Genomic DNA, 26,313 nt, shown 5'->3' with positions numbered 1-26,313 from the left:
GTCATGATGTCGGCTGAGCAGCTGCATCCCGTCGCGATTGAGGCTCGGAACGGCTACCGCCTGTGGGTCCGTTTCGATGACGGCGCCGAAGGCGAGATAGACCTGTCTGAGCGCGCCGGTCGGGGTGTCTTCAAGATTTGGAACCAGCGCGGGGTGTTCGAGTCCGCGACCATCTCGCCGCATCGCACGATCCGCTGGTCTGGCGACGCGGAACTGTGCGCCGATGCCCTGTACGCGGAAGTCACTGGCTGCGCCCCTGAGGAGATCATGCCGGGCCTGCGGGGCAGGGTTCGGCTGTTGCCGATTGTTCGGTTATGGGTCGGTGGTGAAGGTGACTGTGCCGACGAGGTGTGCGGGTGACCAGATGCCGCCGGGGTAGAAGCCGCCGTCCCAGGTGGGGATGAAGTTCTCGGGTTTGACGCCGGCGCCTTGGCCGCCGATGTATTGCTCTTCGCTTATGAGTCGGAAGAGGGCTTCGGCGGTGTAGGCGGTGCCGGGAGTCAGGCCGCTGACGGTGACGTACGCGTCGTCGGTGTGCATGCATCCCTCGCTGCCGAACAGCCGGGCGAATTGGGCGCCGTACAGGTTGTACTGGGCGCTATCGGGCTTGACCGGACCGCTGCTGACGTAGTCGGCGAGCTGTCGTTTGATGTCGGCGGCGAGCCAGTCGTCGATCGTCTGGCGTGCGTTCGCGATTTGCTGGGTTGTCGCGATGTCGGCGTTGGGGAAGAACCCCAAGGCCTCCAATGCTTTCGGTGAGAGGTCTCGGCTGCCGGGGTTGCCGATGCAGGTGTTGTGTCCCCAGCCTGTGGCGCCGATGCCGACGTGGAGGAGCCGGTTCTCTTTGTGCTGGTTCGGTGCGGCCAGGGCGAGGTGGTACTTGGCGTGGTCGGACAGCCCGGTGCCGGTCATGTTGACCCGGATGGTGGCGCCGGTGCGCCATTTGTCGGTGACGGTGAGCAGGCCTGCTGCGGGGAGTTGGCGCTCCGAATCGGTGGATGCCGCGGCGGAGGGGTTGCTGCGGCCGGTGCCGCGCACCGCGATCACCCGGTAGGAGAACTGCGTGAGCGGCGCGATCTCGCCGTATGTGTCGGTGCGCACAGAGTCGCCGGCGTTGTCGTAAACCAACGTGCGCACGGTCGTGGTGACGTCGTCGCCGGTGTCGGCCCACGAGGTGACGTTCCTGGCGTTAGTGCCGGTGATGGTGTGGATGTCCGCGAACGGCAGCGCACGGTCGCTCTGTGTGACAAGACGCCGCTGGATCACATAGCCGGTGATCGAGGAAGAGGAACCATCCTGTGTGGGCGGGTCCCAGTCCAGCTCGATGCCCAGGGTGGTGCCGTCGTGGACGGCTTGCTTAGTGGGGATCGACACCGTCAGGTTCTGCGGGGAGCGCGCATCGGGCCGCGCAGCGTCGCGCTCGCGAAAGACATGCACGCCCTCGCTCAGCCGGCTGCCGAAATCGCGGTCGTTGGCGAAGAGATTCTCATTGGCGTCGTACAGGGTGCGCATCTGGTAAATGTGCCGACGCGGGCCGACCAGCGCATCACGGCTGGTGTCGGTGAAGCTGAAGATGCCCTCCCGTCCAATGACGGTGCCGACCAGGTAGGGCTGGCTGTCCGACAGGTTGACGATGCTGCCGTCGCGGTACACGTGCCCGAACGAGGTGCGGTAGATCTCAAAGCCGGCTATGGCGCGCCGGTCGACGCAGGTGTACTTGTAGTAGGCGCCGGTCTCTGTCACCTCCCAAGTGCTGTAACCGCTGGGGTGGTTGACCTTGTTCAAGCTGCGGGTGCCGGGCACCCGCTCGATGTCGTAGCCGGCGCATGCCCGCCACTCCGGGCGCTCCGGCCGTTGCCAGCTGATCAAGATGCCGTCATCGGTCAGCTCCGCGGTGACGTTGCGGGGCGCGAAGCCCGAAGCGTCATGGCCGGCGACCTGTTCGGCACGGGCGAACGCAGGGGGAGCGCCGGGGTCGAAGCCGAGCGTGTTGGGGTGGCTGGCGGGCAGGCCCGACAGTTCGGAGCGGTCCTGGAACTGGGCCGAGTCGGTGTTCTGGAGCGAGGACCGCGGCACGACGCTTTCGCCCTCGTCCTCATCGGGCGTGGGCACGATCTGCTTGTTGTTCTGCTGGTCGTTCGCGTCCGACTTGACCGACACCGCCGAATCAGCAACAACACCCTCGCCGCCGTCGGGATCGCCGTCGCCGTTCCCGCCGTCGTCGCTGTTGCCTGGGTCGGGGTCGGTGGGGGGTGCGCCGGTGTCGGGATCACAGCCGGTCTGCGGGTCAGCCGACACGTAGTCGGCGGCCAGGTCGACGCGTGAGTAGTTCCCCCAGCGGCTGAGCTGGTCGCCGCGGCGCGCTTTGACTCGATAGGTGTATTTGGTGTTGGCCTGGTCCGCGCAGCGGTCAACAAAAGAGGTCTCGGCGCTGGCGGTGTCCTCGGCGACAACATGGAACGTCCCGACCGCGTCCACCCCGGGACGGCGACGCAGCACCTGATAGCCCGTCACCGAGCCGGCGTCGTCGATGGGCGCGGTCCAGCTCAAAGTGACCGTCCCGTCCACCAGCGACGCGGACAGCCCCTTGGGATGCAGCGAGCTAGCAGACGCCCCCACAGCAGGAGACAAGACTGCTGCTGCGAGCGCCATCGCCACCAGCGCTGCGGGCACAGACCATCTGCGCCTGCGGGGCCCTATTCCGCAGGGGGGGGGTATGGAAACGCAGTGCGTCAGAGGCCACGGGCTTCACTCCTAGAGGGCTTTGGGGCCTGCTGCAGGCCCACAACAGCTCGCTGCCGCACAGCACCACGCCGACGACCCGAACTGACATTGACTGAATAACGTGTGGACGATAGCGCATGTAAACATGCATTTGAGTCACATATGCAGGCCGCAGATGCTCGGTTCACCAACGCGCGTCGGGGAGCACACCCAAGAGCGCTGTGACCTCGCACGATGGGCACAACTCGGCGACGCCGAGAGAGAACCGCTCAGACAGCCTTCCTGGGCGGTGAGGAAATCGAAGGAGTGCCGCTGTTAGCGGCGGCCGTGCTGACTATTCGACGCGCTGGGTGCCGACCCTCAGATCACGGAACGGGCTGGTGGTGTCGATGCCGGGCTCCTTGGGCAGCCCCAGCACGCGCTCGCCGACGATGTTGCGCATCACTTCGTCTGAGCCGCCGGCGATGCGCATGGCCGGGAAGCCCAGCACGTAGCCGGCCCACGAAAAGGTTCCCCACTCGCCGGTATTGACCGCCAGCTTTTCCCCCAACGTGTTGCTGACGAAGTTGCAGGTGGCGTTCATCTGGCGGATCAGCCCCATCTTCGACAGCGACATCTCTGGCCCGGGCGTGCGACCAGCCCGCAGCGCATCCATCGTGCGCTGGTTCGACCAGCCCAGCACCTTGCCGTGGGTGTAGATCTCGGCGAGCCTTTGGCGGGTCAAGGCGTCACCGTTCACGCCGTAGTGGGTCGCCATGGCTGCCAGCTTGGTGAAGCTGCCGCCGCCGCCGGACCCTCCGCCGATCGCCGCGCGTTCGTTCATGAGCGTCGTCAGCGCCACACCCCAGCCCTGGTTCACGTCGCCGAGGCGGTGCGAGTCGGGCACGCGGACGTCGGTGAAGTACACCTCGTTGAAGTTCGCCCCGCCGGTCATCTGCCGCAGCGGCCGCACGTCCACGCCGGGTGCGTTCATGTCCACGATGAACCCGGTCAGGCCCTGGTGCTTGGGCAGATCGAAGTCGGAACGGGCGATCACCTCGCCGATCTCGGAATAGTGCGCGCCCGAGGTCCAGACCTTCTGGCCGTTGAGGATCCATTCCTCGCCGTCGCGGTCGGCCCGCATCTGCAGGCTGGCCAGGTCGGATCCCGCACCCGGCTCGGAGAACAACTGGCAGCCCACGATGTCGGCTCGGAACATCTTGGGCAGCACCTCAGCAGACAGCTCAGGATTGGCGTGCGTCAGGATCGTGGGGGCCACCATGCCCAGGCCGATGCCGAAGAATCCGCCGTCGGGCGTGTCGAACTGGCCCTCGAGCTGGTTCCAGATGCGCTCGTACTTGCGGGGCAGGGCGCTGCCGCCCAGCTCGACCGGCCCGCCGATCCAGCCGTAGCCGGCGTCGTACTTGGTGGCTCGCCACGCCTTGGCCTCGTCAAGTTCCTGCTCCTCGCGCTCGCGGTCGATCTCTTCGAAGAGTGCCGCATTGTCGGGCCCCTCGCCCCAGAGGAACTCGCGCCGTTCGGCCTTGCGCTTGGCATTGGCCTCGAGGAACGCTGTTGCCTCGTCGGTGAACTGTTCCTCGGTGATCTCGGTGATCTCGGCGGTGTCGGCAGCGGCCATGTCGGGCTCCTGTTTCGTAGGAAGGATTGCGGGGGAAGTCCGGCTTGCGAGCAGCCCCAAGCTAGTGGTTTGTCTCGCTACGCTCATCGGCCATGGGCCAGCCCGTTCGAGTAGCAGAGCGACCGTCCACCGCACGTCCGGGCACGGTGCGTTTCGAGACCAACCGTCCGCTGACAGGGGCGGGCCACCGCTACTACAACAGCGCCGACGATGCGGCCAGCGCCGAGGATCCGGCCGACCTGCTGGCGTGGCGCCTGTTCCAGCGCGGTGGCGTCGACCACGTACACGTCTACGGCAACGTGGCCACGATCGACATCTCGCGGGGCCACACCTCAGACGGCATCACCGAACTCATCGAAGAGCTGTTTGCCCACTACCGCTAGCTCGCTAGCGGTAGCGACAAGCACAGTCGCTAGCTCGCAGCAGTCGTGTACATCGTGGCCAGGTACAAGATGCTGTCCAAAGGCGATTCATGGCCTTGGTTCCCTCGTAGTTCTCTGCAAGAGGCTCTTCCCTCCGACTTCACCGCCTGACAAGCCCACGGGGGGAGTGCCACCACTCGCCAATTAGACTTCTTCATTGAAATAGCCAATGTGTTTCATGTCGGCATAGCCCATAGGCGAATGCGGCAATCCACAGTGGGCAGGCGGGTGTGCCTGTGCTGCTGAGGCGCAGGAGGTTGATGGTGGAGGCGTCACCGACGGCGACCCGAACGATCGTGCCATCTGCCGGACACGCTCGGCGAGCGTCTCGAGCCGCACTTGCAGGTTGAACGCCCGCCCGCCCGACATCGCCCCGCTGCGGCCATGGGAAAGCGCACGGGCGGCACTACGCCGAGTCTCGGCACGAATCGCTTTGCGGCGGGCGCACTCGCGACCGTGCTGGTTCTGGCTGCCAGCTCGGCTGCCGCTTGCGGCGACGCTGAGCGCGCTGCGCACAGTGCCGCAGATTCCGGGGTAGTCGTCGCGGCGGCGTCGAGCAGCCGCGGCGATGCAGCCGCTCGCACCGTCACCGCAGCAGACGCATTCTCAACAACAAGTGAGAATGTGCAGCCACCGCACGGTCGAGCTGCACCGCTAACAGCGTCCGCACGATCGCCGCAAGCGACATGGGGCCAAGATCAGGAGCAGCCACAGCAACGAGAGCAGGCTCAGCAGCCGGGCCAGCTCGATGGGCAGAGCACGCGTTCGATCCCCGAGTGGTCCATCCCCGCCGAAGCCGAGCCCGACACCTGGCAGGACGGCGAACGAACGCTGGACGTCTGGCTCGATCCCTCCTTGGAGGTCCGCGCCTCCGCTGACGGCGTGCCCCAAGGCGATGTGGTGGTCCAGTCGAGTCTCGGCGTCATCATTCGCGTCGATTCCGAGATCGCTTCCCGTGGCACGGCAAGCGAGCAGGACCCCAAGGCCAAGAGCTATCCGGTCTTCAGATCCGACTCGGGTCAGTTGATGATGCTGCCCGGGGGCGTGCTGATCAGCCTCGACCCTGCTTGGAATGCCGATGACGTCGCAGCATTCTTCGAGCGCAACAGCATCGACCCTGATCTGGCCGCCGAACTGGACTACCTCCCCAACGGCTACTTCATCGAGACCGAGCCAGGGTTCGCATCGCTTGATCTCGCGAATGCGCTGGTCGCCATGCCCGGCGTCGAGCTGGCCGTTCCCAACTGGGCCTCAGAGCTGAGCACGCAGTGACCGCGCTGCGACAACGATTGACCACTCCTGGGGGGCCAGCCGACCAGGCCACCGAACCCTGCAACCGGTGACGGCACAGTGAGCCGGCAACACTCCAGCCTGACAGGCGGCGCCAGGGGAGTCCGGCACGTCGGGGCTGACGCGACCGGGGCCCGCCCGGCCCGCCGCCGGACCGTCAGCCTCAGGCGCGGCATACGACGGCAGGTGATCGCGGCGCTGGTCGTGCTGGTCGCCGCGGCCGCAGCCGTGACGACCCTGCCGAACTACATCGCAGCAGCACAGACGCTCGCAGCGCCCGCCATCGACCATGTCGTGGCCGGTGAAGCAGCACTGAGCGTCGTGTGGAGCGCTCCCGACGGCGTCGATACTGCTGACATCGTCGAGTACGACGTGCGCTACATCGAGACCAGCGCCACTGACAAGTCCGACGCCATGTGGACCGTCGTCGACGCGGCTTGGACTGCTGCGGAGGCCGGATCCGATTCCGGCGGCCTGCACGCCATCGTGAGCGGCCTGGCGAACGACGCGTCCTACGACATAGGGGTGCGTGCGGAGACCACGGTGGAGGGGAGCTGGTCGGCGACTGCGACCGGCACACCCGCGGAAGCTGCCGCGACCCTCGAAGACGCCACGCCGATCGTCATGGACGTGCCGGTACCGGCAGCGATCGACAGCACGGACGACGAGGACTATTTCACCTTCACGCCGCCGCTGAACAGCAAGTACGTGGTGCTCACCGAGGGCGGCCTCGACACCGCCGGCACGCTGTACGCCATCGGCAGCGGCCGCCCGCTCGAAGCGAGCGGTGACGCAAGGCTGCCGCCCAACGGACGGGCGATGCTGCTGATCGCGGACGCCGCGCTGGTGCAGTCCGAGCAGGAATCGGGAGAGATCGCCGTCGCGGTCCGCGGCCAGCGTGCCGCCACGGGCGCCTACACACTGCTGGTGCGCTCGATAGCGGACCCCTCGAGCAGCGCGGATGCGCTGAGCCTCCAGCTAGGAACGCCCGTTCTCGGCATGCTGCACAACTGGGACAACGAGGACTGGTACCGGCTGGTGCTCACCGAGCAGACCGACGTCTTCATCCGCGGCGGGGGCGTGCTGGATTCGGCGGCGGGAACAGACGACTACGACATCGACCTCCTGCACGGCTTTGACACCAAGGTCCAGATACTGGACTCGGACGGAAATCAAGTGGCCGCCAACGACGACGGAGACCTGTTCCCTCGCTACGGGTTCGCCGTGAAGGAGACGCTCGACGCCGGCACCTATTCCGTCGTCGTCGAACCGGTCGTCTCCGGCATCATCACAGGGATCCTGTCGGTGCTGGGAGTGACCGGGTTCGGACGCGGCTGGTACACGATTCAGGCCGATGTCGCGCCGACGCCCGGCACCACCGATGCCACTGCCGGCACGCTGCACGTCGGGAGCGGCAGCGGCGGGACCCTGGATTCGGCCACCGACGTGCACTACTACACCTTCACGCTGGACGATCCGGCGAGCATGCAACTGCGCGTCATCGGCAAGCCCTTCTTCGACGTGGAACTGCAGCATTCTGACGGCACCGCGGTCGACGTCCCGCATTACATGCTCGAACGCCCGACGCACCTGGTGGGCAGGGATGCAACCATCCGGGGCCACCTCGACGCAGGCACGTACCTGGTGCGGATCGAGGCCGAGACCACCGACAGCGGCCATTTCGTGCAGGGCGACTATCTCATGCACCTCACGCACGGGTTCGAGTACGAGTACTTCATGCCGTACTGCGGCGATCCGCCCGCAGGCATCGAGGATCCGGCGTTCGGATGCCAATGGCACCTCTCCAACACGGGGCAGTTCGGTGCGACGGCGGGCGAGGACATCAACCTCGGCTCGGTCTGGGACACCAACAAGGGAGACGGCATCAACATCGCTGTCGTGGACGACGGCTTCGACTACCTCCACGACGACCTGAGCGACAACGTGGTGCTCAGCAGCAATCACAGCTACTCCGCACCGGACGGGGACATCTTGGCCGTCGACGCGCAGCACGGGACGGCGGTGGCCGGTCTCATCGCAGCAAGCGACAACAGCCGCGGCGTGCGCGGCGTGGCGCCGAGAGCGTCGATCTACGGCTACGACCTGCTCGCCGACCAGCTCGGCAGCGACACGGCCATGGCCGAGCACCTGCGGTCGGCGGACGCGATGAGACGCAATCACGAGACGACCTCGGTGTCGAACAACTCCTGGGGATCGGTGAGCGGACCCGGTCTGCGGCGCGCGAGCAGCGTCTGGAGACAGGCGGTCATCCATGGGCTCATCAACGGTGACGGCGGCCGGGGCGTGGTGTACGTGTGGTCCGCAGGCAACTCGCGAGACGAAGGCGGGTGGGGCCCGCTGGACGAGTACAAGACCCACTACGGATCGGTCGCGGTGTGCAGCGTCGACCCTGAGGGCACGTCGTCGATCTATTCGGTCCATGGCCCGAATCTGTGGGTGTGCGCCCCCAGCGACTCGGGTGACGGCGACGTCGGCATCACGACCACCGCGCGCTACAACGGCTACATCGACGGCTTCGGCGGGACCAGCGCCGCTGCGCCGATCGTCTCGGGGGTCGTGGCGCTCATCCGTGCGGCGAACCGGGCCTTGACCTGGCGTGACGTGAAACTCATCTTGGCGGCGTCGGCGCGCCAGAACGATCCCGCCGATGCGGGCTGGCAGGCAGGTGCGCCGCGCTACGACGGCGACACCGGCCTGTACAGCTTCAACGAGCAGTACGGCTTCGGCGTCGTCGACGCGTCGGCGGCCGTCGAGATAGCGCAGGTTTGGCCCAACGTGCCCGCCATGGTGACCGCAGAATGGGGCTACTCGGGCGGCACCAAGAATCTCGGCCAGTCCAGCGCCGCCAACCCGGCCGACACCAGCGTCGAGATCTCGACCGAGATGGACTTCGTGGAATACGTCGAAGTCGACGTGGACGCCAACGCCCGGCGGTTCCGCGACCTGCGGATGCAGCTCATCTCGCCCGCCGGCACCGTGTCCGACCTGTCCGTGCCGAACAACACCGATTGCAATCTGTTCTCCTGCTCGCTGTCGGGCCGCTTCAACTTCGGCACCGCCAAGCACCTCGGTGAGGACCCGAACGGGCGCTGGACGCTGAGGTTCATCGACGAGCTGAGGGGCCGAGGGACAAAACAGTTGAAGAGCTGGAGGCTGAGGCTGTACGGGCACCGGCACGGACCCACGGCGACGCAGATGGACTCGGTCACGCCCGGCGCCACGTCGCTCACGGTGGCATGGACAGCCCCCGACGACAGCGGCGCGCGCCCTCTCAGCGGCTATGACGTGAGGCACGTTCGCAGCGATGCCGCCGACAAGTCGGACTCGCAGTGGACCGTCATCTCCGGCGCAGGCACCGACAGCGACAGCAGCTACACGATCTCGGGCCTGATGCACGGCGTGCGCTATGACGTGCAGGTGCGAGCGGTCAACAGCCGCAATGGGGGGCCGTGGTCGGTGATCGCTCGGGGCGTGCCAGGCACCACCGACAGCGAGCCGTTCTTCGTGGACGGCGCGGCGGCACGGCGTGAGATCGCCGAGTTCTCCGCGGACGGCGCCTCGGTCGGCGCCCCGATTGCGGCCCGTGACGCAGAGGGCGACACAATGACCTATGCACTCAGCGGCACGGACGCGTCCTCGTTCGAGATCGACGGCGACGGGCAGATCCTGCTGCGAACCGCCTTGGACTACGAGACGCGCCGTTCCTACGACGTGACCGTCTCGGTCCACGACGGCAAGGACGGCAACGGCGCCGCGGACACGACCGCTGATGTGAGCATCGACGTGGACGTGGGGGTGCTCGACGTCAACGAAGCACCGACCATCACCGGCGACATGTCGCTGACCCGGACCGAATTCCAGTTCGGCGAGTTCGGGAGCTGGCAGGCGAGCGATCCCGAACGCGACGATGTCGAGCAGTGGTCGCTGGAAGGACCCGACGGCACGCAGTTCTCGTGGGAGCAGGACGCCAACGATGCGAACCGCGGCCAGATCCGGTTCCGTGCGCTGCGCGACTTCGAGGAGCCTCAAGACGTCGGGCACAACAATGTCTACGACGTGACGATCGTCGCCAGCGACGGCGAGGCCCGTGGAACCTTCGACGTGCAGGTCACCGTCACCGACATCGACGAGGATCTCGTCGTGGACGGCCCGACCGATCCCATGCCCGCCGAGGAGACGACCGAGCCGATCGGCACCTACACCGTCACCGACCCGCTCGGCTCGCTCTACTCCAATGTCCCGATCACCTTCGAGCTCAGCGGGCCCGATGCGTCACGCGTCGAGCTCGCTTCGAGGAACAGCAGCACGCGCACGCTCAGCTTCGTCGAGGTTCCCGACCACGAGCAGCCTGCCGATGCCGACGGCGACAACGTCTACGAGGTGGTGCTCACCGTCGCGAGGAGTCGGGCCTCGGGGCCGCGCGAGACGGTCGTGAACCTCAGCATCACCGTGGTCGCCGTGAATGAGCCGCCGCAGATCAGCGGACCCGCTGCGGTCGACGTGGTGGAGAACCGCGGCGGGACAGTCGCCTCCTTCGCCGCCAACGATCCTGAGAGCGGCGAGTCGGTGACCTGGTCGCTGTCAGGCCGCGACCGCTCGTTGTTCTCGATCGACGCAGCGGGACGTCTGTCGTTCGACAGCCCGCCCGACCACGAGGCCGGCCGCGGCGACACCTACAGGGTCACCGTGAACGCCGCCGACGAGACGCTGTCGGACTCCCAAGCGGTGACGGTGACGGTGACCGACGAGAACGAGCCGCCCCGGATCACCGGACCGCCGACGGTCAACGTGGTGGAGAACCGCGGCGGGACAGTCGCCTCCTTCGCCGCCAACGATCCCGAGAGCGGCGAGTCGGTGACCTGGTCGCTGTCGAGCCCCGACGGCTCGTTCTTCTCGATCGACACAGCGGGACGCCTGTCGTTCGACAGCCCGCCTGACCACGAGGCCCGCCGCGGCAATACCTACTACGTCACGGTGCATGCCGCGGACAGCATGCAGCTCACCGACTCGCGTTCGGTGACCGTGACAGTGACCAACATCGACGAGATGCCCGTCATCACCTCGGGGCCGGCGAGCGTGACGGTCACCGAGGGCCCCGTCGGCAGTCTCGCCGCATACGAGGCGTTCGACCCCGACGTTGCGGACACGGTGTCGTGGACGCTGACCGGAAACGACCATGGCGCTCTTCGGATCGGCCGCGACACCGGCGTGTTGGAATTCGTGAACGAACCCGACTTCGAGCAGCCCGCCGACGCTGACCGGAACAGCATCTACCAGGTCACGGTGAATGCCACGGGCGGCAGCAAGTTGGCGACGCTGGCTGTAACCGTGACGGTGAACAACGCCGACGAGCCGGGCAGGTTGATTCCCTCGTCGGAGCAGCCGCAGGACTTCACGATGCTGGCGATGATGCTCAGCGACCCCGATGGCGTGGTGGGCGGGGCTGCCTGGCTGTGGGAGCTGTCCGCCGACTCGGCGACATGGATGCCGATCAGCGGCAACACGACATCGTCGTACACGCCGCAGTTTGCCGACATCGGGCAGTACCTGCGCGTCACGGCCACCTATCGGGACCGCCACGGCAGCGGCAAGTCGGTCAGCATCGTGCTGGCCAACCCCGTGAGGCTCGCGCCCGATGTCAACCACGCTCCGGGCTTTCCGGCCACCGAGACCGGCACCCGGACTGTTGCCGAGGACGCCGCGGTGGGCGCCAGCCTGGGCGCGCCGGTCGCTGCGATCGACGTCGACGCCGATGTGCTCGGCTACACGCTGAGCGGCTCGGATGCATCGGCATTCGAGATCGACGCCACAAACGGTCAGATCCGCATTCGTGCGGGGCTGGACTACGAGACGAAACAGACGCATCGGGTCTCGGTGACCGCAGCGGACCCGTCGGGGAAGCGGGCGACGCAGCCGGTGGTGATCACCGTCGAGGACGTGAACGAGCCGCCGCTGCTCGGCGGGCCGGTTGCGGTGAACTACGGCGAGCATCGCAGCGACCCAGTCGCGTCGTTCTCAGCGCGCGACCCCGAAGGCGAGACGATCTTGTGGTCGCTGGAGGGGCCCGACAGCACGGCGTTCGACATCGACGAGTCCGGCGTGGTGCGCTTCGGCGGTCCGCCGGACTACGAGCCGCCCGATTACGAGTCTCCTGCTGACGTCGGCGGCGACGGCGTCTACGAGATTGTGGTGGTGGCCGACGACGGCGTGAGAGCGGCTCGGCACAGCGTGCATGTGACGGTGACAGACACTAACGAGCAGCCGGTGATCAGCGGCCCTGCGGCTGCGCTGTTCGTGGAAGGGGACACGGGAGTCGTGGCGGACTACAGCGCGTCGGATCCCGAGGGCGTGCCGGTGACGTGGTCGCTTGGGGGGCGGGACCGGGAAGCCTTCGAGATTGACGCCGACGGTTCGGTTCGCTTCAAGACGCCGCCCGATTTCGAGCAGCCTGGGGACATCGGTCGCGCCAACGACTACGAGCTGGAGATCCGTGCGTTTGACGGGCAGACGACCGGGACGGCGGATCTCGTGGTCACGGTGTCCGACGTGGATGAGCCCGGAGTGGTGGAGCTGACCCCTGCGGTGCCGCGTGCAGGCTCGACGGTGAGTGCCGCACTGGCTGAGCCTGACGGTGGGCTGCGCGACCAAGTGTGGGTGTGGGAGCGCTCGTCGGCCGGTGCGGGATGGGAACGGATCGACGGTGCCAGCGGGTCGAGCTATGTGCCCTCGACGCAGGACATCGGCTTCAGGCTGCGAGTGACGTTGAGCTATGCCGATGTGCACGGCGGGGTCAAGACGCTGACAGCGGAGTCGTCGGGTGCGGTGCAGGTGAGGAGGGCGAGCAGTGCGGGCCCGGGCGGGAGGACTGTGGGTGGCGGCGGTTCTGGCGGCGGCGGTTCTGGTGGCGGCGAGCTGGATGTGGGTGTGGCGACGCTGGTGGTGGCCAATGGCTGGTCGCCTGCGGATGTGGGTGTGGCGTCGGTGCTGGCGGCACGCACTGATGGCGCGGCGGTGGTCTACACGGCGGGCGAGGAGCTGTCAGAGGAGACGAGGGCGCTTTTGCGGGAGGCCTCGCCCGCTGAGGCGATCATCGTGGGCGGGACAGCGGCGGTATCGCGTGATGTCCGGACCCAGATCCGTTCTGCGTCGCCTGATTCGGGCACGTCGCGAGTCTTTGGCGCGGATCGTGCCGACACTGCAGCAGGCGTGGCGCGGCGCATCCTGGGCAATCCTTCGGGAGCGGGCCGGGTGACGCTGATCGTCGCAAGTGGCTGGTCTCCGCCCGACATCGGTGCCGCAGCAGCGCTTGCTGCGCGCAGCGGGCGGGCCGCAGTTCTGTACACCCACCCAGGCAAGCTGCCTGAAGCGTCTGCGGCGTTGCTGCGCGACTACGAAGTGGCGCGGGTGGTCCTGGTCGGGGGCACCGCTGTGATCGACAACAGCGTGCAGGACGCGATCGCGGACGCGGCGAGCGCCGCCAGCATCTCGCGTCTCACGGGCGCTGACCGTGTCGGCACCGCTGCGCAGGCAGCGCGGCGCGTGCTGGGCAATCCCGCCGCCGCGCCCGACGGCATCACCCTGGTGATCGCAAACGGCTGGTCTCCGCCTGATGTCGGCGTGGCGGCAGCACTGGCAGCAGCTAGCGAGAATGCCGCAGTCGCTTACACATCGCAAGGCATGTTGCCGGAGGCGACGGCTGCGCTGATACGCGACTACCGGCCGAGCCAGGTCATCATCGTGGGCGGCCGTGCAGCAGTCGCCGACGACGTACGAGCAGCCGCCACCGAAACAGCTCTCAGCAGCGCCGACGTGCGGCGCATTGCCGGCCAGACCCGAACCGACACCGCCGCGCGAGCAGCGCGGCGCATCCTCGCAAGTTCCTGACCATCGGTTGGGGCTCACCGACGAGACCCGGGTCATGGGGGTGGGGGACTGGTGCGAGGTTTCCGCCGGCACGCTGCACAGCGAGCAGGCGGGCCCAGTCGGCGGCCCGCAAGGAAAGCACTCCTAGAAACGATTGTTCGTCTAGTCTGTCGCGATGGCAGTGCAGCTTCAAGATGTCAAGCGTGCGGTGGACCTCGGGCACGATGAACGGCTGCTGCCCGTCGCCGACGAGCTGGCGCCGCTGCTGACACAACCAGGCCTCGTGCGGGGGTCGGTGCTGGCCGCTCAGGGGCCGGGAGCATTGACCTTGGCAACGGCTTTCGCGGCGGAGGTCTTGCGCACGGGCGGATGGGTGACCGCGGTGGGCCTGGGACGGATGGGCGTCTCGGCAGTGGCAGAACGGGGGGCGTCGCTGGACCGGTGGGTGTTCGTGGACGAGCCCGGCGATGTCGCAGCCGAGGTGCTGAACGCCCTGATCGGCAACGTCGATGTGATCCTGCTGGCTGCCGGTGTGCGGCTGGCAGGCGCACACAGCCGGCGCCTGCGCACCCGCTTGCGGGAGCGGGGGACCGTGGTGATCGAAGTCGCCGAGGGGGATGCCCGTGGGGTCGGCGCATTCAGCCCAGACGTGACCCTGACGGTGGAACGTGCGGCGTGGACCGGTCTCGGGCACGGGCACGGTCGGCTGCGCGAACGTCGGGCCGAGGTGGTCGCAGTGGGCCGCGGTGCGGCGTCGCTGCCGCGGCGGGCTGTCCTGTGGCTGCCCGATGCCACCGGACGCATTGCCCCCGTCTGTGGTGCCATTGACACTGTCTCCTGGCCTGCCTCTTCCTGGCCTGCCCCGGCCGATTCCTCCCAGGCCGGCATCTCGGCGGCTGGCATCTCGGGAACCGGCACCGATGTGGTCGTCCCCTTGCAGCGCCGTGCGGGATAACCGAGCTCACCTCGCCGACATCCCACCGCGGATGCTGGTGGTGGAGGTCGAGCACTGGTCTGCGATCGCGGCGGGACTCGACCCGGCCACGCCTGCAGCGGTGGTGTCTGCCGAGCGGATCACCGCGCTGACGCCCGCTGCCGCCGCGGCCGGGGTCCGCACGGAAATGCGCCGCCGCCAAGCCCAATCCGAATGTCCCGCCTTGGAGCTCGTCGAACACGATCCTGACCTCGACGCTCGACGCTTCGCTCCCGTAGTCACTGCGCTGGAAGACCTGACGCCAAGGGTCGAAGTGCTGGCACCTGGATGCTGCGTCGTCGCCACTCGAGGCCCATCGCGCTACTACGGCGGCGACGAGGCCTTGGCCGAGCTGGTGCGCCAGACCGTCGCCGGGGTGCTGATTGACGCACAGGCTGACGCGCCTGCCAGCGCAACCGTCCGCGTCGGCATCGCCGACGGCCTGTTCGCCGCCGGTCTCGCCGCCAGGCTGGCATCGGCCCGAGACCCATCGACGCAGGTGCTGGTGGTGCCTGCGGGCGCCAGTGCAGCCTTCCTCAGCCGGCTGTCGCAGCGAACCCTGGCCGGAGCGTTCTCGCCGCTGGGAGACGACCCTGACGCAGCCGCCGACTTCACCGATGTGCTCGGGCGGCTGGGCTTGCGCACCTTGGGCGACATGGCGGCCCTGCCCCCCAGCGACCTCATCGGCAGGTTCGGCACACAGGGCGAATGGGCGCACCGCCTGGCCAGCGGGCGTGATTTCCGCCTGAGTCAACCTGCCGCTGCGGGGCCCGAGCTCAGCGTCGAAACCGAGATCGATCCGCCAGCGGACCGGCTCGACACGGTGGCGTTCGCAGCGAAGTCCCTGGCAGATCAGCTCGACGCCCAGCTGACCCGGGAGGGCCAGGCGCTGGTGTGCGTGGAGATCAGCGTCGAGACCGAGCACGGCGAGACTGCCAGCCGCCGATGGCGTCACGGGTTCCGTTTCAGCCCGCCCGATGTGGTCGACCGTGTGCGCTGGCAGCTCGATGGCTGGCGCAGCGACAATCGCAGCCGACCCAGCGGCCGTATCTCGCTCATCGGGCTGGCAGTGGCCGAGACAGCTCCCGATGAAGGGCGACAGCTCGGCTTCTGGGGCGGTCAGTCCGAGGCTGACGAGCGGGCCGAGCGAGCCATGGGTCGGGTACAGGCGCTGGTGGGCTTCGACGGGGTCACCGTGGGCCGCCTGGGTTCTGGCCGCCGCTTTGCCGATCTCGAACAGCGCCTCCCGTTCGGCACCACTGGTCAAGCCGATGCCGGCGCATCAAGTACCACACTTCCGTGGCCGGGACGGCTGGGTGCACCGGCCCCTGCTGAAGTGCTGGCTGAACCCGAGCCGCTCGTGGTGCTCGATGCGAACGGCGAGCCGGTGGGCGTGAGCGGCAGGGCGCAGGTCAGCGCGCCTCCCGCCGTGCTGCGCCGAGCCGATGGGCGTGCCAGCGGCATCACGGCATGGGCAGGACCCTGGCCGCTGGACGAACGCTGGTGGAGCTCCAGATCACGGCGCCAGGCACGATTCCAGTTAGTGCTCGACGACGGCACCGCCCATCTCTGCGCTGTCGAAGGCGGCCGCTGGCAGCGCGAAGCCACCTACGACTGAGCCCACGAGCGCAGAGACGCCGCAGCCATACGCAACCTTGGCAGGTCAGTTGCCGTTGGTGGACCAGTGCCAGGGTTCACTGGGCAGGTTGTGGAGGCCATACGTTGCTGCGTTGGCCTTCAGCCAGCGGAATGCTGTCGAGTTGCGGCTGCTAATCCCGCGGCCGTTGTGCTGGAAGTCGATGGCGAGCCCGCGTTCGTGCATGGATCGTCCGGGCCGGGCGGTGGGCGGGCGGCACTGGTAGGCCGGTTTCTGGTAGATCGCCCACTGGCTTGTGCCGCAGTTTGCCCGGCGCACCGCGATCTGCCGTGCGGCACTTCGATAGCCGCCGCCGGTCAGCCTGATCCCGTCGCGGGCAGCGTGCTCCAGCAGGTCCTGCACCTTGTTCGCGATCGATACATGCACTCGGATGCCGCCCACCCAAGCGAGATCGCTGGCAGGAATGTTGTTGCTGGTGGGCTGCCCGACGGTACCTTCGAGTTCCCGGCGCCTCCGCTCTTCGGCTTCGCGCCGGCGTCGCTCCTCTTCTGCCTTGCGACGTTTCAGCTCCGACTCGATGCGCCTTTGCTCAGATATGGCACTGGTGACACGGTCGGCCGTCTCGGCGACGTCTGCAGCAGCGGCATCGTTCCACTCCTGCAGCGCCTGCTGCTCGTACAGCAAGTTCTCGAGCTCGTGCTCGAGTTGCGCGAGCACGGTCGCCTCTTGTTCCACGACGTCGAGCAGATCCTCCAGCGCCCGCTCGGACTCGGTGCGGCGGATGTCTCGAAGCTCCTCGGCGCGCTGGAATTCGCGCACTGCCAGCTCTGCATCGATCGTGAGCGCCCGCAACTGGTCAGCGGTTGCGTTCAAGTCCCCAAGCGCAGCGCCGATCAGCACGCGAAGGCGAGCGGCGTCGTAAATGTCGCCGGTGCGCACCAAGCCATAGGAACCCTCCACCGAGGCGTCGTGCCCGATATAGGTCTGCACGATGAGGTCGATGACCCGCTGGCCCAGCTCACCGTGCTGGGCATCAAGCGAGGTAACCCGCCCGATCGCGGCCTCCACAGATGCCTCGGCAGCAGCGAGGGCCAACTCGGCCCGGTCGAGATCGGCACGCTGCTCGTTCACCAGCAGCTTGAGCTGGTCGAAGGCCTCCAGGATCTCATTGACATCAGCCTGCGCCAAGTCGACGTCGCCGATCTTCGCAAGCAGCTCCGCCTGGGCCTCGTCACGGATGCGCCGCTCCTCCGCCAATTGGGCTTCCAGATCCTTCTGCTGCTGTTCCAGCTGCTCTTGGCGCTTCTTCAGCTCAGCGTCAGACGGCTGGGACTGCGCGCCGGTACCGGCGATAGGCACAACGCTCAGCAAGAGGGCAAACGCGAATGCCGCCGAATAGCGGCGTGCCACCCCAAAGCGGCGTGCCACCCCAACGCGTGCCACCCCTCGGTGTGACAGTCGCCGTGAACCTCGCAACGGAGCGTCCTTGCTGAAGCCGGCGCGGGCCAGCCTCGTCGTCGAGTCATGGCCGTCGCGGGCGATGACAGGAACCTTCGGTCCAAGGTACCGATGCGCGGTCAGCTGCGGGTGTCGCCCGGCGAATTCTCAGGCTGATCTCATGCGGCTTGGGTCAGGTCGGGCCGCGTGGGGCTATTCGTCGATCACTTGATTGGCCAGGACGCCGATTCCGGGGACCTCAAAGGCGATCTCGTCGCCCGCCTTCAGCCAGCGCGGCGGTTCGTGCGACCCGCCGGTGCCTTCGGGTGAGCCTGTGGCGATGACGTCGCCAGGTTCGAGCGGCATCACCCGCGACATGTACGAGATGATCTCGGCGACCGAGAAGATCATCTCGCTGACGCTGGACCGCTGTCGTTCCTCGCCGTTCACACGGCAGATGACTTCCAGCGCCGCAGGGTCGGCGATCTCGTCAGCGGTGGTGATCCACGGACCCATTGAACCGGAGCGGAAGAAATTCTTGCCCGCGGCCACGCTGTGGCGCTGCCAGTCGCGCACCGAGCCGTCATTGAGCACCGAGTAGCCACCGACGTGGCTGAGCGCGTCAGCGATGTCGATGTGACGGCCCGCCCGACCGATGATCACCGCCAGCTCCACCTCGTAGTCGAACTGGATCGACACCGACGGCCTGATGAGGCCCTCGCCGTGGGCGACGAGGGTGCCGGGAGGCTTGTTGAAGTAGACCGGCTGAGCCGGAGCCTGCACGTTGCCGCCCAGCGGGTACTTCTTGTGGTAGTTCGCCCCGGCACACAGCATGCGGGTGCCGGGATCGATCGGGACGGCGAACGTGATGCCGTCCCAGGCGTGCCCGACTGGTACCTGTGCGAGTGCTGCCGGATCAGCCAGGGCGACGGCGATCGCCTCTCCGATGGTGGTGATCGGCTCGCCGCCCGCTTCGAGGCCGTCAAGCTGCGCCACGCCATCGGCGGTCGCAAGGCCAATGCGGGTGGAGCTTTCCTCGGCAATCCTGTAGCGCAGCAGTCTCACGGCGCGTCACCGTACTTGTTGACTGCTCCGAATCTGGGGTCGTCCAACGTGGCTGCGGTGCCCAGCAAGACTCAGTCGGTCGCTGTTCGGCGAAGCGGTTCGCCGCCGGCCGCCCGGATCGTGGTCTCGAAGACGCCAAGGTCGGTTCCGCTCACGTATCCGGTCCAAGGCTCGCCGACACCCCTGCCGTCCACCGGTGGCTCGACGTGCACCTCCACCCGCGGGCTGTCCGTGCGCAGTACCGACGTGGCGTCGGTACCGGCGAGCCAGCGGGCGACGATGACAGCCCGGCGGAAGCTGATGTCTGCGAGGACCAGACCTTCGTCGGTGGCCGCCAGCAGGCGTTGCACGTTGAACAGCAGTTGGTGAGCGACGACCGCAGCCACAATCAGCAGCCAGCCGATGCCCCATGCAATCGCCAGCGCGGCGCCGAGAGCGAATGCGGCAACCCGGACGATCATGATGCGCCGGTGGGCTCGGGCGGTCTCTGCATCGGTGACCACCACCGCGTTGCGCACCCTCACGCCGGCCTCGTCGAGCAGCTCGACTGCTCGGGCGAGGGCCCGGTCTGAGGGGATCACGACAGTTCCTGCGCCAGGTTGCCGAGGGGGATCAGGCCGCCGGCATCGGCGATTTGCTGGGCGACCGCGAGCAAGAGTTGCTCATTGCCGTACCCGGCATGCAGCTGCACTCCCAGCGGCAGGCCGTCGGGGTCGAGCGCAGTCGGCAGTGAGATGGCCGGCTGCCCGCTCACGTTGGCCTGGTTCACGAATGCGGTCAGGTCTGCAATGCGCCGGGCGCCGTCGGCCGGATCAGCCAGGTAGCCCAGCGGGGGTGTGACATCGGCGAGCACCGGTGTGAGCAGGAGGTCGAAACCGTTCTGGCCGCTTGGGCGACGCATGCCCTGGTCCCAGAACGACATGACGCGCCGGCGCCAGCGGGCGAGTCCTTCGTGCGCCTGCACATAGGCCCAAGCCGGCAGCGACCTGCCCAGCTCTGCTGACCACCAGTTGGCCGGCTCGATGTCGTCGGCGGTCATCGGGCGGCCCAGCCGTTGCGCCCACCCGGCCATCTCGGTGGCCATGGCGACTGTGCGCACGACGATCATGTCGTCGGCGATGTCGGGGCTGTACCAACCGTCAGGTGCCGTGTCGGGCTCGATGCGATGGCCCAATTCGCCCAACAGCGCCGCTGCCTCTTCGGTGGCCCGCCGCACCGGTTCGCTGGCACGACCGCGACTGCCAGTCGACACTGCGATGCGCAGCGGTGCCAACGAAGTTGTCAGAGCGTCGGCGAAAGACGCGCCCGGCCGCAGCGGGGGAGCGATATAGGGATCCCCGGGAGCCGGGCGGCTGATGACATCAAGGCACCGTGCGGCGTCGCGGACCGTCCGGGCCAGCATCCCGTCGACTGCGAAGCCGCCGCGGTGCTCGCCGAGTCGTGGCGCAGTCGACACCCGTCCGCGGGACGGCTTGAGACCCACGAGGCCGCAGGCCGCTGCCGGAACACGGATCGAGCCGCCGCCATCGTTCCCGTGCGCCACCGGCACGATGCCTGCCGCCACAGCGGCCGCCGAGCCGCCGCTGGACCCGCCCGGCGAGCGGTTCAGGTCCCACGGATTCGCCGTGGGGCCGTAGGCGGCCGGTTCGGTCGTGATGGTGGTGCCGAACTCGGGCGTGTTGGTGCGCCCGACCGAGATCATCCCCGCGCCGCGCAGCAGCCGGTACAGATGGCTGTCGAGCGTGCCGCGCCAATCCAGATCGACGAGGAATCGCGCCCCAGCGTGATGAAATTCGCCCGCCTGCTCGCAGCCGAGGTCCTTGACCGCCATCGGCACGCCGTCGAATGAGAACTCACGTGGCTCCGCGCGCCGTTCCGCCCAGCGATGCGACGCCTCGCCAGCCTCGGCCAGCGCTCGTTCGGGACGGGGATGGATCACCGCGTTCAAGGCAGGGTTCAGCCGCTCCAACCGGTCGAGCGCAGCCTGCATTGCCTCGACCGGATCTGTCTCGCCGGCTGCAAATGCCGCTGCCAGCGCTGTGGCGTCGTGGTCGCGGCGGTCAGCAGGCATGTCGGCTGCGTCAGCCGGTCCCGGCCCACACGGGCGGCGTGCGGCCCGCCCATGGGGCCGCCTGTTCAAGCTGACCGGCCAGTGACAGCAGCATCTCCTCGCTGGCATGAGGGCCCACGAACTGCACGCCCACCGGCAGGCCGTTTGCGGTCCAGTGCAGCGGCACCGACATCGCCGGCTGCCCGGCCACGTTCCACTGCGCCGTGAACTGCAGAAGGTCGTTCAGCCGGCCGCGGCCGGTCTCTGGGTTGCGCAGCTCGCCCAGCTTCGGCGGCGGCTCGGCCATGATCGGCGAGACCAGGACGTCATGGTCGTCCCACCATTGCGACAGCCGCCGAGTCCATGCATGGCTCCACTCGACTGCCGACACGTATTGCAAGCCCGTCACTTCCCGGCCCATCTGCATCAGCGCCCAGGTGTCGCCTTCGGTGTCGGCGCGCGCCATGGGCCGGCCCAGCGCGGCTTCGAAGCCGGCCAGCATTGCCACGTTGCACGCCGACACGATTGTGCGGAAGTGCTCGAAGAATTCTTCGTGGAACAGCTCGTCGGGCACCGAGTAGTCGACCTGATGGCCGAGGCTCTCGAGTAGCTGTCCGGCGTTGCTGACTGCCCCGATGCACTCGGAATCCACCGGGCCCCACTCTGAGTGTGCGCACAGACCTATCCGGAGCGCTTGGGGTTCGCGCCCCGCTGCGGACTCAAACGTGCCCGACGGTGGCGGTGCCCAGTAGGGATCGCCCGGCCACGGGCTGGCGATGCCGTCGAGCACGCGGGCGCTGTCGCGCACACTGCGGCTGACCACGCCGTCGACGGTGAACCCGGACCAGCCGTCGCCCGAATCGGGTCCCAGCGAGACCCGCCCCCGATTCGGCTTCAGCCCGAACAGCCCGCAGTTTGCAGCAGGCACGCGAATGGAGCCGCCCCCGTCGTTTGCGTGGGCGATGGGCACGATGCCCCCAGCAACCGCCCCGGCGGACCCGCCGCTGGACCCGCCCGTCGAATGACCGGTGCTCCAGGGGTTGGCGGTGGGGCCGTACGCGAGCGGTTCGGTGGTGATGGTCAGGCCGAACTCGGGCGTGTTGGTGCGTCCGAAGTTCACCAGGCCCAGCTCGGCGAACATGGTGGCGAGGTGAGCGGTGCTCGATGCGGTGTGGCTGGCCTCTTTGAGTGCCGCGTTGCCGGCGTGATAGGGCTGGCCTTCGGTCGTGCAGGTCAGGTCTTTGGTGAGGAACGGGACGCCTGCCAGCGAACCGCCCGCCTCGCCCGCGTCGCGTGCGGCATCGAGCCGTTCAGCCGCTCGGCGTGCGCTGTCGTCGAGTCGCCCGATGATGGCGTTGATCTCGGGGTTCACCCGATCGGCCCGGACGATGGCCTCGTCGAGCAATTCGACAGCTGAGGCCTTTCCCGAGGCGAACAGCTCGGCGATGGCTACGCCGTCGGGCAGGTCTCCGGCCGGTGCGCCAGTAGATGTGCCAGTGGATGCGCCAGCGGGTGATGTCTCAGCCATGGGCGCAACGTAGTTCGGTTCGGTCTTGGGGTCACGAGGCGAGGTGACCGTGCCGAGGTGGCCGCGCCGAGGCATGCGAGACGATAGAACTTCTGTTCTGAGAACTGTTGTTCTGAGAACTGTTGTTCGTTAGTGTGACGCCGTGGGTTTCACGAATCCGGGAATTTCCTGGCGGGAACTGGAGCGGCGGCTGTCCGACCGGCCACCACCCCACGGCCGGCCCAGTAAGGGCCAGCGCATTGAGCACAGTCATGGCAAGAGCGTCGCTGTCGACGGCGAGCGGTTCGAACTTGCCGCTCGGCCGCAAGCCCCGCCTTCGGTGGTGCCGTATGCGGAATTGCACGCTCACTCGAACTTCAGCTTCCTGGACGGGTCGTCGAGCCCGGCTGAGCTGGTGGACGAAGCAGTGCGGCTGGGGCTCGACGCGCTGGCGCTGACCGATCACAACGGGTTCTACGGCGTGGTGCGCTTTGCGGAGGCTGCCGCCGAGGCCGGACTGCCGACGGTGTTCGGTGCTGAGCTGACGCTCGACGCATACGGCGTCGGCGAGTTGATGCCCGGCACTCAGCGCCGAGTACAGCCGCAGCGCACTGGGTGCGCCGACCCTGCGGGATCCCACGTGGTGGTGCTGGCGCGTTCGCCGGCCGGCTACGCCTCGCTGGGCGAGCTGATCTCGGCAGCGCAGATGGCGGGCCGCAAGCACGCCCCGCGCCTCGACACGAACGAGTTCCTGGCAGCCGCAGCGACACACCGCGACGAGTGGGCGATCCTCACCGGGCACCGCAAGGGCGCCGTCCCCGCAGCACTCATCGCTGAAGGGCCGCGTGCTGCGGCAGCCCAGCTTGACCGGCTCGTCGAAGCGGCTGGCCGCCACAACGTCTTCGTCGAGCTGTGGGATCACGGCGACCCGCTTGACAGCGAGCGCAACGACGCATTGGCTTCGGTGGCCATCAGGGCCGGGGTCGAGCCGATCTGCACCAACGGTGTTCACTACGCCACTCCCACAGGGCGGCGGCTGGCCACCGCCGTGGCCGCCGTGCGTGCCCGGCGCAGCCTCGACGAGCTGGATGGATGGCTGCCGCCGTCGGCCACGGCGCACCTGCGATCCGGCGCCGAGCAGGCCCGCCGGTTCGCCCGCTGGCCGGGCGTGGTGGCCGCGGCCTCGCAGCTCGGCCGCGACTGCGCGTTCAGCCTGTCGCTGATCGCGCCGAATCTGCCGCCATATCGGTGTCCCGACGGCCACGACGAGATGTCGTACCTGCGGCATCTCACCTCCCAAGGTGCACTGGAGCGCTACGGCCCCCCGGAGGTCGAACGGGTGCCGGGCGCTTGGGCGCAGATCCGCCACGAGCTCGACCTCATCGACCAGCTCGGCTTCGCCGGCTACTTCCTGGTCGTGTCCGACATCGTCTTGTTTTGCCGCAGCCGCGACATCTACTGCCAGGGCCGCGGCTCGGCCTCGAACTCGGCGGTCTGCTACGCGCTCGGCATCACCAATGTCGACTCGGTTGCGCTGGGGCTGCTGTTCGAGCGCTTCCTGTCGCCCGAGCGCGACGGGCCGCCCGACATCGACGTCGACATCGAGAGCGATCGCCGCGAGGAGGCCATCCAGTACGTGTACGAGCGATACGGCCGCGCTCACACAGCGCAGGTGGCGAACGTCATCACCTACCGGGCGCGCTCGTCGGTGCGTGACATGGCCCGAGCGCTGGGGTGGGAACCCGGCCAGGCCGATGCATGGTCGAAATCGTTGGACCGCTACAGCCCGTTGCCTGTCTCGCCCAGCGCTGCGAATGGCATCTCGAGTGGCGGCTCCGCCAGCACCTCGGACAGCGCCCCGAACGGGTTCGCTGCCCAGCGCCGTCCCGCAGGCCGCCCGCGTGCACGTGACTGGCGCGATGCGGGACCCGAGCCGACCGCCAGCCACCCCAGCCCCAGCGCGTCCAGTTCCAGCGCGCCCAGCATTCCCGCCGACGTGGCAGAGCTGGCCGCTGCACTCGAAGGAGCGCCGCGCCACTTGGGCATCCACTCGGGCGGCATGGTCATCTGCGACCGGCCGGTCACACAGGTCTGTCCCACCGAATGGGCCACCATGGTCGACCGCTCGGTGCTGCAGTGGGACAAGGACGACTGCGCGGCGATCGGGCTGGTGAAGTTCGACCTGCTGGGGCTGGGGATGCTGTCGGCCCTGCACTACGCCGTCGACCTGATCGCCGACGCGCACGGCGTCACCGTCGACCTCGGCAGGCTCCCGCAGGAAGACGAGGTCTACGACATGCTCTGCCGAGCCGACAGCATCGGCGTTTTCCAGGTGGAGTCACGCGCCCAGATGGCCACCTTGCCGCGGCTGCGTCCTCGCTGCTTCTACGACTTGGTGGTGGAGGTGGCGCTCATCCGCCCCGGCCCCATCCAGGGCGGCTCGGTGCACCCCTACATCCGGCGGCGCAACGGCACCGAGCAGGTCACCTACTTGCATCCCCTGCTCGAGAACTCGCTGGCCAAGACATTGGGCATCCCGCTGTTCCAGGAGCAGCTCATGCAGATGGCCATCGACGCCGCCGGGTTCACCGCGGCCGAGGCCGACAAGCTGCGCCAGGCCATGGGGGCCAAGCGATCCCGCGAGCGGATGGGCCGCCTGCGTAAGCGTCTCTTTGCGGGGATGGCCGAACGGGGGCTGGTCGACGACGTGGCCGAGCGGGTCTGGGAGAAGATGGTTGCCTTCGCCGACTACGGCTTCCCCGAGAGCCACTCGGTGTCGTTCGCCCACCTGGTGTACGCCTCGGCGTGGATCAAGCTGTACTACCCGGCGGCATTCTGTGCAGCCCTGCTGAACGCGCAGCCGATGGGGTTCTACTCGCCGCACTCGCTGTGCCAGGACGCTCGCCGCCACGGCGTGGTGGTGCGCACGCCCTGCATCAATGCATCGGCCGAGGTCGCCACGCTGGAGCCCTGCGAGAGTTCCACCGGTGCGGTGGCGGTGCGGCTGGGGCTGTCGTCGGTGCGGGGGATCGGCGACGACGCGGCCCGCCGGATTGCCGAGGCCGGTCCCTACGCCAGCATGGAAGACCTGTGCCGCCGGACTGATGTTCCGCTGGCGGCGTTGGAGGCGCTGGCCACCGCTGGAGCGTTCGACTGCTTTGGGCTGTCGCGGCGTGAGGCGCTGTGGGCGGCGGGAGCGGTGGCCCAGTCGCGGCCCGGCCGGCTGCCGGGCATCGTCACCGGTGCCGAGCCGCCGCAGCTGGCAGCGCTCACCGAGCCCGAGACCGCTGCGGCAGACCTGTGGGCGACCGGTGTTTCTCCCAATGGTCACCCCACGCGATTTCTGCGTGACGGGCTGTCAGCGGCAGGGATTCGCACGGCAGCGGAACTGCTCTCTTGTCCAGCGGGCAAGATCCGCGTCGCCGGTTTGGTCACGCATCGCCAGCGCCCGATGACGGCGGGCGGCACGACATTCCTGAGCCTCGAGGACGAGACGGGGCTGGTGAACGTGGTGGTGTCGCGGGGCTGCTGGATCCGGTACCGCACCGAGGTACGCGACCTGCCTGCGCTGGTGGTGTCAGGGCGATTAGAGCGACATGAGGGCGCTGTCAACGTGATCGCCGAGAAACTCGAAGCCCTCGATGTGGCTGCTTCGGTGGCCAGCCGCGACTTCCGCTAGTTCGCAGACCGAGCAATCGCAGTACGCGGAAATTGGACGCTTGCTCTGTCTCACCCCTTCCTTCAGT

Annotated in this window: 14 protein-coding genes; 7 read left to right on the top strand and 7 right to left on the bottom strand. The window is 68.0% G+C overall.

What is annotated here, in order from left to right; genetic code table 11:
* Nucleotides 1-6 precede the first annotated feature (6 nt).
* Nucleotides 7-360: a DUF2442 domain-containing protein gene (locus ACOOHB_RS09670; protein WP_420444575.1), complete on the top strand. Its 354-nt coding sequence runs from the start codon at nucleotides 7-9 to the stop codon at nucleotides 358-360.
* Here ACOOHB_RS09670 and ACOOHB_RS09665 read toward each other — a convergent pair.
* Nucleotides 313-2,673 (bottom strand): fibronectin type III domain-containing protein, encoded by a 2,361-nt coding sequence (locus ACOOHB_RS09665; protein ID WP_420444574.1) that lies wholly within the window; start codon nucleotides 2,671-2,673, stop codon nucleotides 313-315. The genes ACOOHB_RS09670 and ACOOHB_RS09665 overlap by 48 nt on opposite strands.
* A gap of 385 nt (nucleotides 2,674-3,058) precedes the next feature.
* Nucleotides 3,059-4,342, bottom strand: coding sequence for an acyl-CoA dehydrogenase family protein (locus tag ACOOHB_RS09660; protein WP_420444573.1), 1,284 nt, complete (start codon nucleotides 4,340-4,342; stop codon nucleotides 3,059-3,061).
* Between the two features lie 92 nt (nucleotides 4,343-4,434).
* Here ACOOHB_RS09660 and ACOOHB_RS09655 point away from each other — a divergent pair, with 92 nt between their 5' ends.
* From ACOOHB_RS09655 to ACOOHB_RS09635, 5 genes are all read left to right on the top strand, one after another.
* Nucleotides 4,435-4,725 carry a hypothetical protein gene (locus ACOOHB_RS09655; protein WP_420444572.1) on the top strand — a complete coding sequence of 97 codons (291 nt, stop codon included), beginning with the start codon at nucleotides 4,435-4,437 and terminating at the stop codon, nucleotides 4,723-4,725.
* Between the two features lie 423 nt (nucleotides 4,726-5,148).
* Entirely contained in the window at nucleotides 5,149-6,036 is an 888-nt protein-coding gene (locus ACOOHB_RS09650; protein WP_420444571.1) for a hypothetical protein, read from the top strand.
* A 78-nt stretch (nucleotides 6,037-6,114) separates the two neighbouring features.
* On the top strand, nucleotides 6,115-13,959 hold the full coding sequence (locus ACOOHB_RS09645; protein ID WP_420444570.1) for a cadherin domain-containing protein: 7,845 nt from the start codon (nucleotides 6,115-6,117) through the stop codon (nucleotides 13,957-13,959).
* A 154-nt stretch (nucleotides 13,960-14,113) separates the two neighbouring features.
* A complete protein-coding gene (locus ACOOHB_RS09640) occupies nucleotides 14,114-14,893 on the top strand; it encodes a hypothetical protein (RefSeq protein ID WP_420444569.1) in 780 nt (259 codons plus the stop codon).
* Nucleotides 14,883-16,529 (top strand): DNA polymerase Y family protein, encoded by a 1,647-nt coding sequence (locus ACOOHB_RS09635; RefSeq protein WP_420444568.1) that lies wholly within the window; start codon nucleotides 14,883-14,885, stop codon nucleotides 16,527-16,529. The genes ACOOHB_RS09640 and ACOOHB_RS09635 overlap by 11 nt, the downstream gene beginning before the upstream one ends.
* Before the next feature lie 45 nt (nucleotides 16,530-16,574).
* Here the strand turns inward: ACOOHB_RS09635 and ACOOHB_RS09630 are convergent, their stop codons facing one another.
* From ACOOHB_RS09630 to ACOOHB_RS09610, 5 genes are all read right to left on the bottom strand, one after another.
* The gene (locus ACOOHB_RS09630; RefSeq protein WP_420444567.1) at nucleotides 16,575-17,936 is read right to left on the bottom strand and encodes a D-alanyl-D-alanine carboxypeptidase family protein; all 1,362 of its coding nucleotides are present in this window, start codon (nucleotides 17,934-17,936) and stop codon (nucleotides 16,575-16,577) included.
* A 222-nt stretch (nucleotides 17,937-18,158) separates the two neighbouring features.
* Nucleotides 18,159-19,010: a fumarylacetoacetate hydrolase family protein gene (locus ACOOHB_RS09625; protein ID WP_420444566.1), complete on the bottom strand. Its 852-nt coding sequence runs from the start codon at nucleotides 19,008-19,010 to the stop codon at nucleotides 18,159-18,161.
* A 71-nt stretch (nucleotides 19,011-19,081) separates the two neighbouring features.
* Entirely contained in the window at nucleotides 19,082-19,591 is a 510-nt protein-coding gene (locus tag ACOOHB_RS09620) for a hypothetical protein (protein WP_420444565.1), read from the bottom strand.
* Nucleotides 19,588-21,081, bottom strand: coding sequence for an amidase (locus ACOOHB_RS09615; protein ID WP_420444564.1), 1,494 nt, complete (start codon nucleotides 21,079-21,081; stop codon nucleotides 19,588-19,590). Before ACOOHB_RS09615 ends, ACOOHB_RS09620 begins: the two co-directional genes overlap by 4 nt.
* A gap of 10 nt (nucleotides 21,082-21,091) precedes the next feature.
* Nucleotides 21,092-22,588 (bottom strand): amidase, encoded by a 1,497-nt coding sequence (locus ACOOHB_RS09610; RefSeq protein ID WP_420444563.1) that lies wholly within the window; start codon nucleotides 22,586-22,588, stop codon nucleotides 21,092-21,094.
* Nucleotides 22,589-22,730: 142 nt separating this feature from the next.
* Between ACOOHB_RS09610 and ACOOHB_RS09605 the strand changes: the two genes are divergently transcribed.
* Nucleotides 22,731-26,246: an error-prone DNA polymerase gene (locus ACOOHB_RS09605; protein ID WP_420444562.1), complete on the top strand. Its 3,516-nt coding sequence runs from the start codon at nucleotides 22,731-22,733 to the stop codon at nucleotides 26,244-26,246.
* The last annotated feature ends 67 nt before the right edge of the window (nucleotides 26,247-26,313 follow it).

Origin of the sequence: Candidatus Poriferisodalis sp. (assembly GCF_965215815.1) — a bacterium.
In the GTDB taxonomy this organism is placed as follows: domain Bacteria; phylum Actinomycetota; class Acidimicrobiia; order Acidimicrobiales; family Poriferisodalaceae; genus Poriferisodalis.
Note: the sequence above shows the minus strand (reverse complement) of the source record. Positions and strands in the feature narration are given on the sequence as shown.

Coding starts and splice junctions, on each gene's coding strand:
- ACOOHB_RS09670 (WP_420444575.1), top strand. CDS start 7: ATGTCGGCTGAGCAGCTGCATCCCGTCGCGATTGAGGCTCGGAACGGC.
- ACOOHB_RS09660 (WP_420444573.1), bottom strand. CDS start 4,342: ATGGCCGCTGCCGACACCGCCGAGATCACCGAGATCACCGAGGAACAG.
- ACOOHB_RS09655 (WP_420444572.1), top strand. CDS start 4,435: ATGGGCCAGCCCGTTCGAGTAGCAGAGCGACCGTCCACCGCACGTCCG.
- ACOOHB_RS09650 (WP_420444571.1), top strand. CDS start 5,149: ATGGGAAAGCGCACGGGCGGCACTACGCCGAGTCTCGGCACGAATCGC.
- ACOOHB_RS09640 (WP_420444569.1), top strand. CDS start 14,114: ATGGCAGTGCAGCTTCAAGATGTCAAGCGTGCGGTGGACCTCGGGCAC.
- ACOOHB_RS09615 (WP_420444564.1), bottom strand. CDS start 21,081: ATGCCTGCTGACCGCCGCGACCACGACGCCACAGCGCTGGCAGCGGCA.
- ACOOHB_RS09610 (WP_420444563.1), bottom strand. CDS start 22,588: ATGGCTGAGACATCACCCGCTGGCGCATCCACTGGCACATCTACTGGC.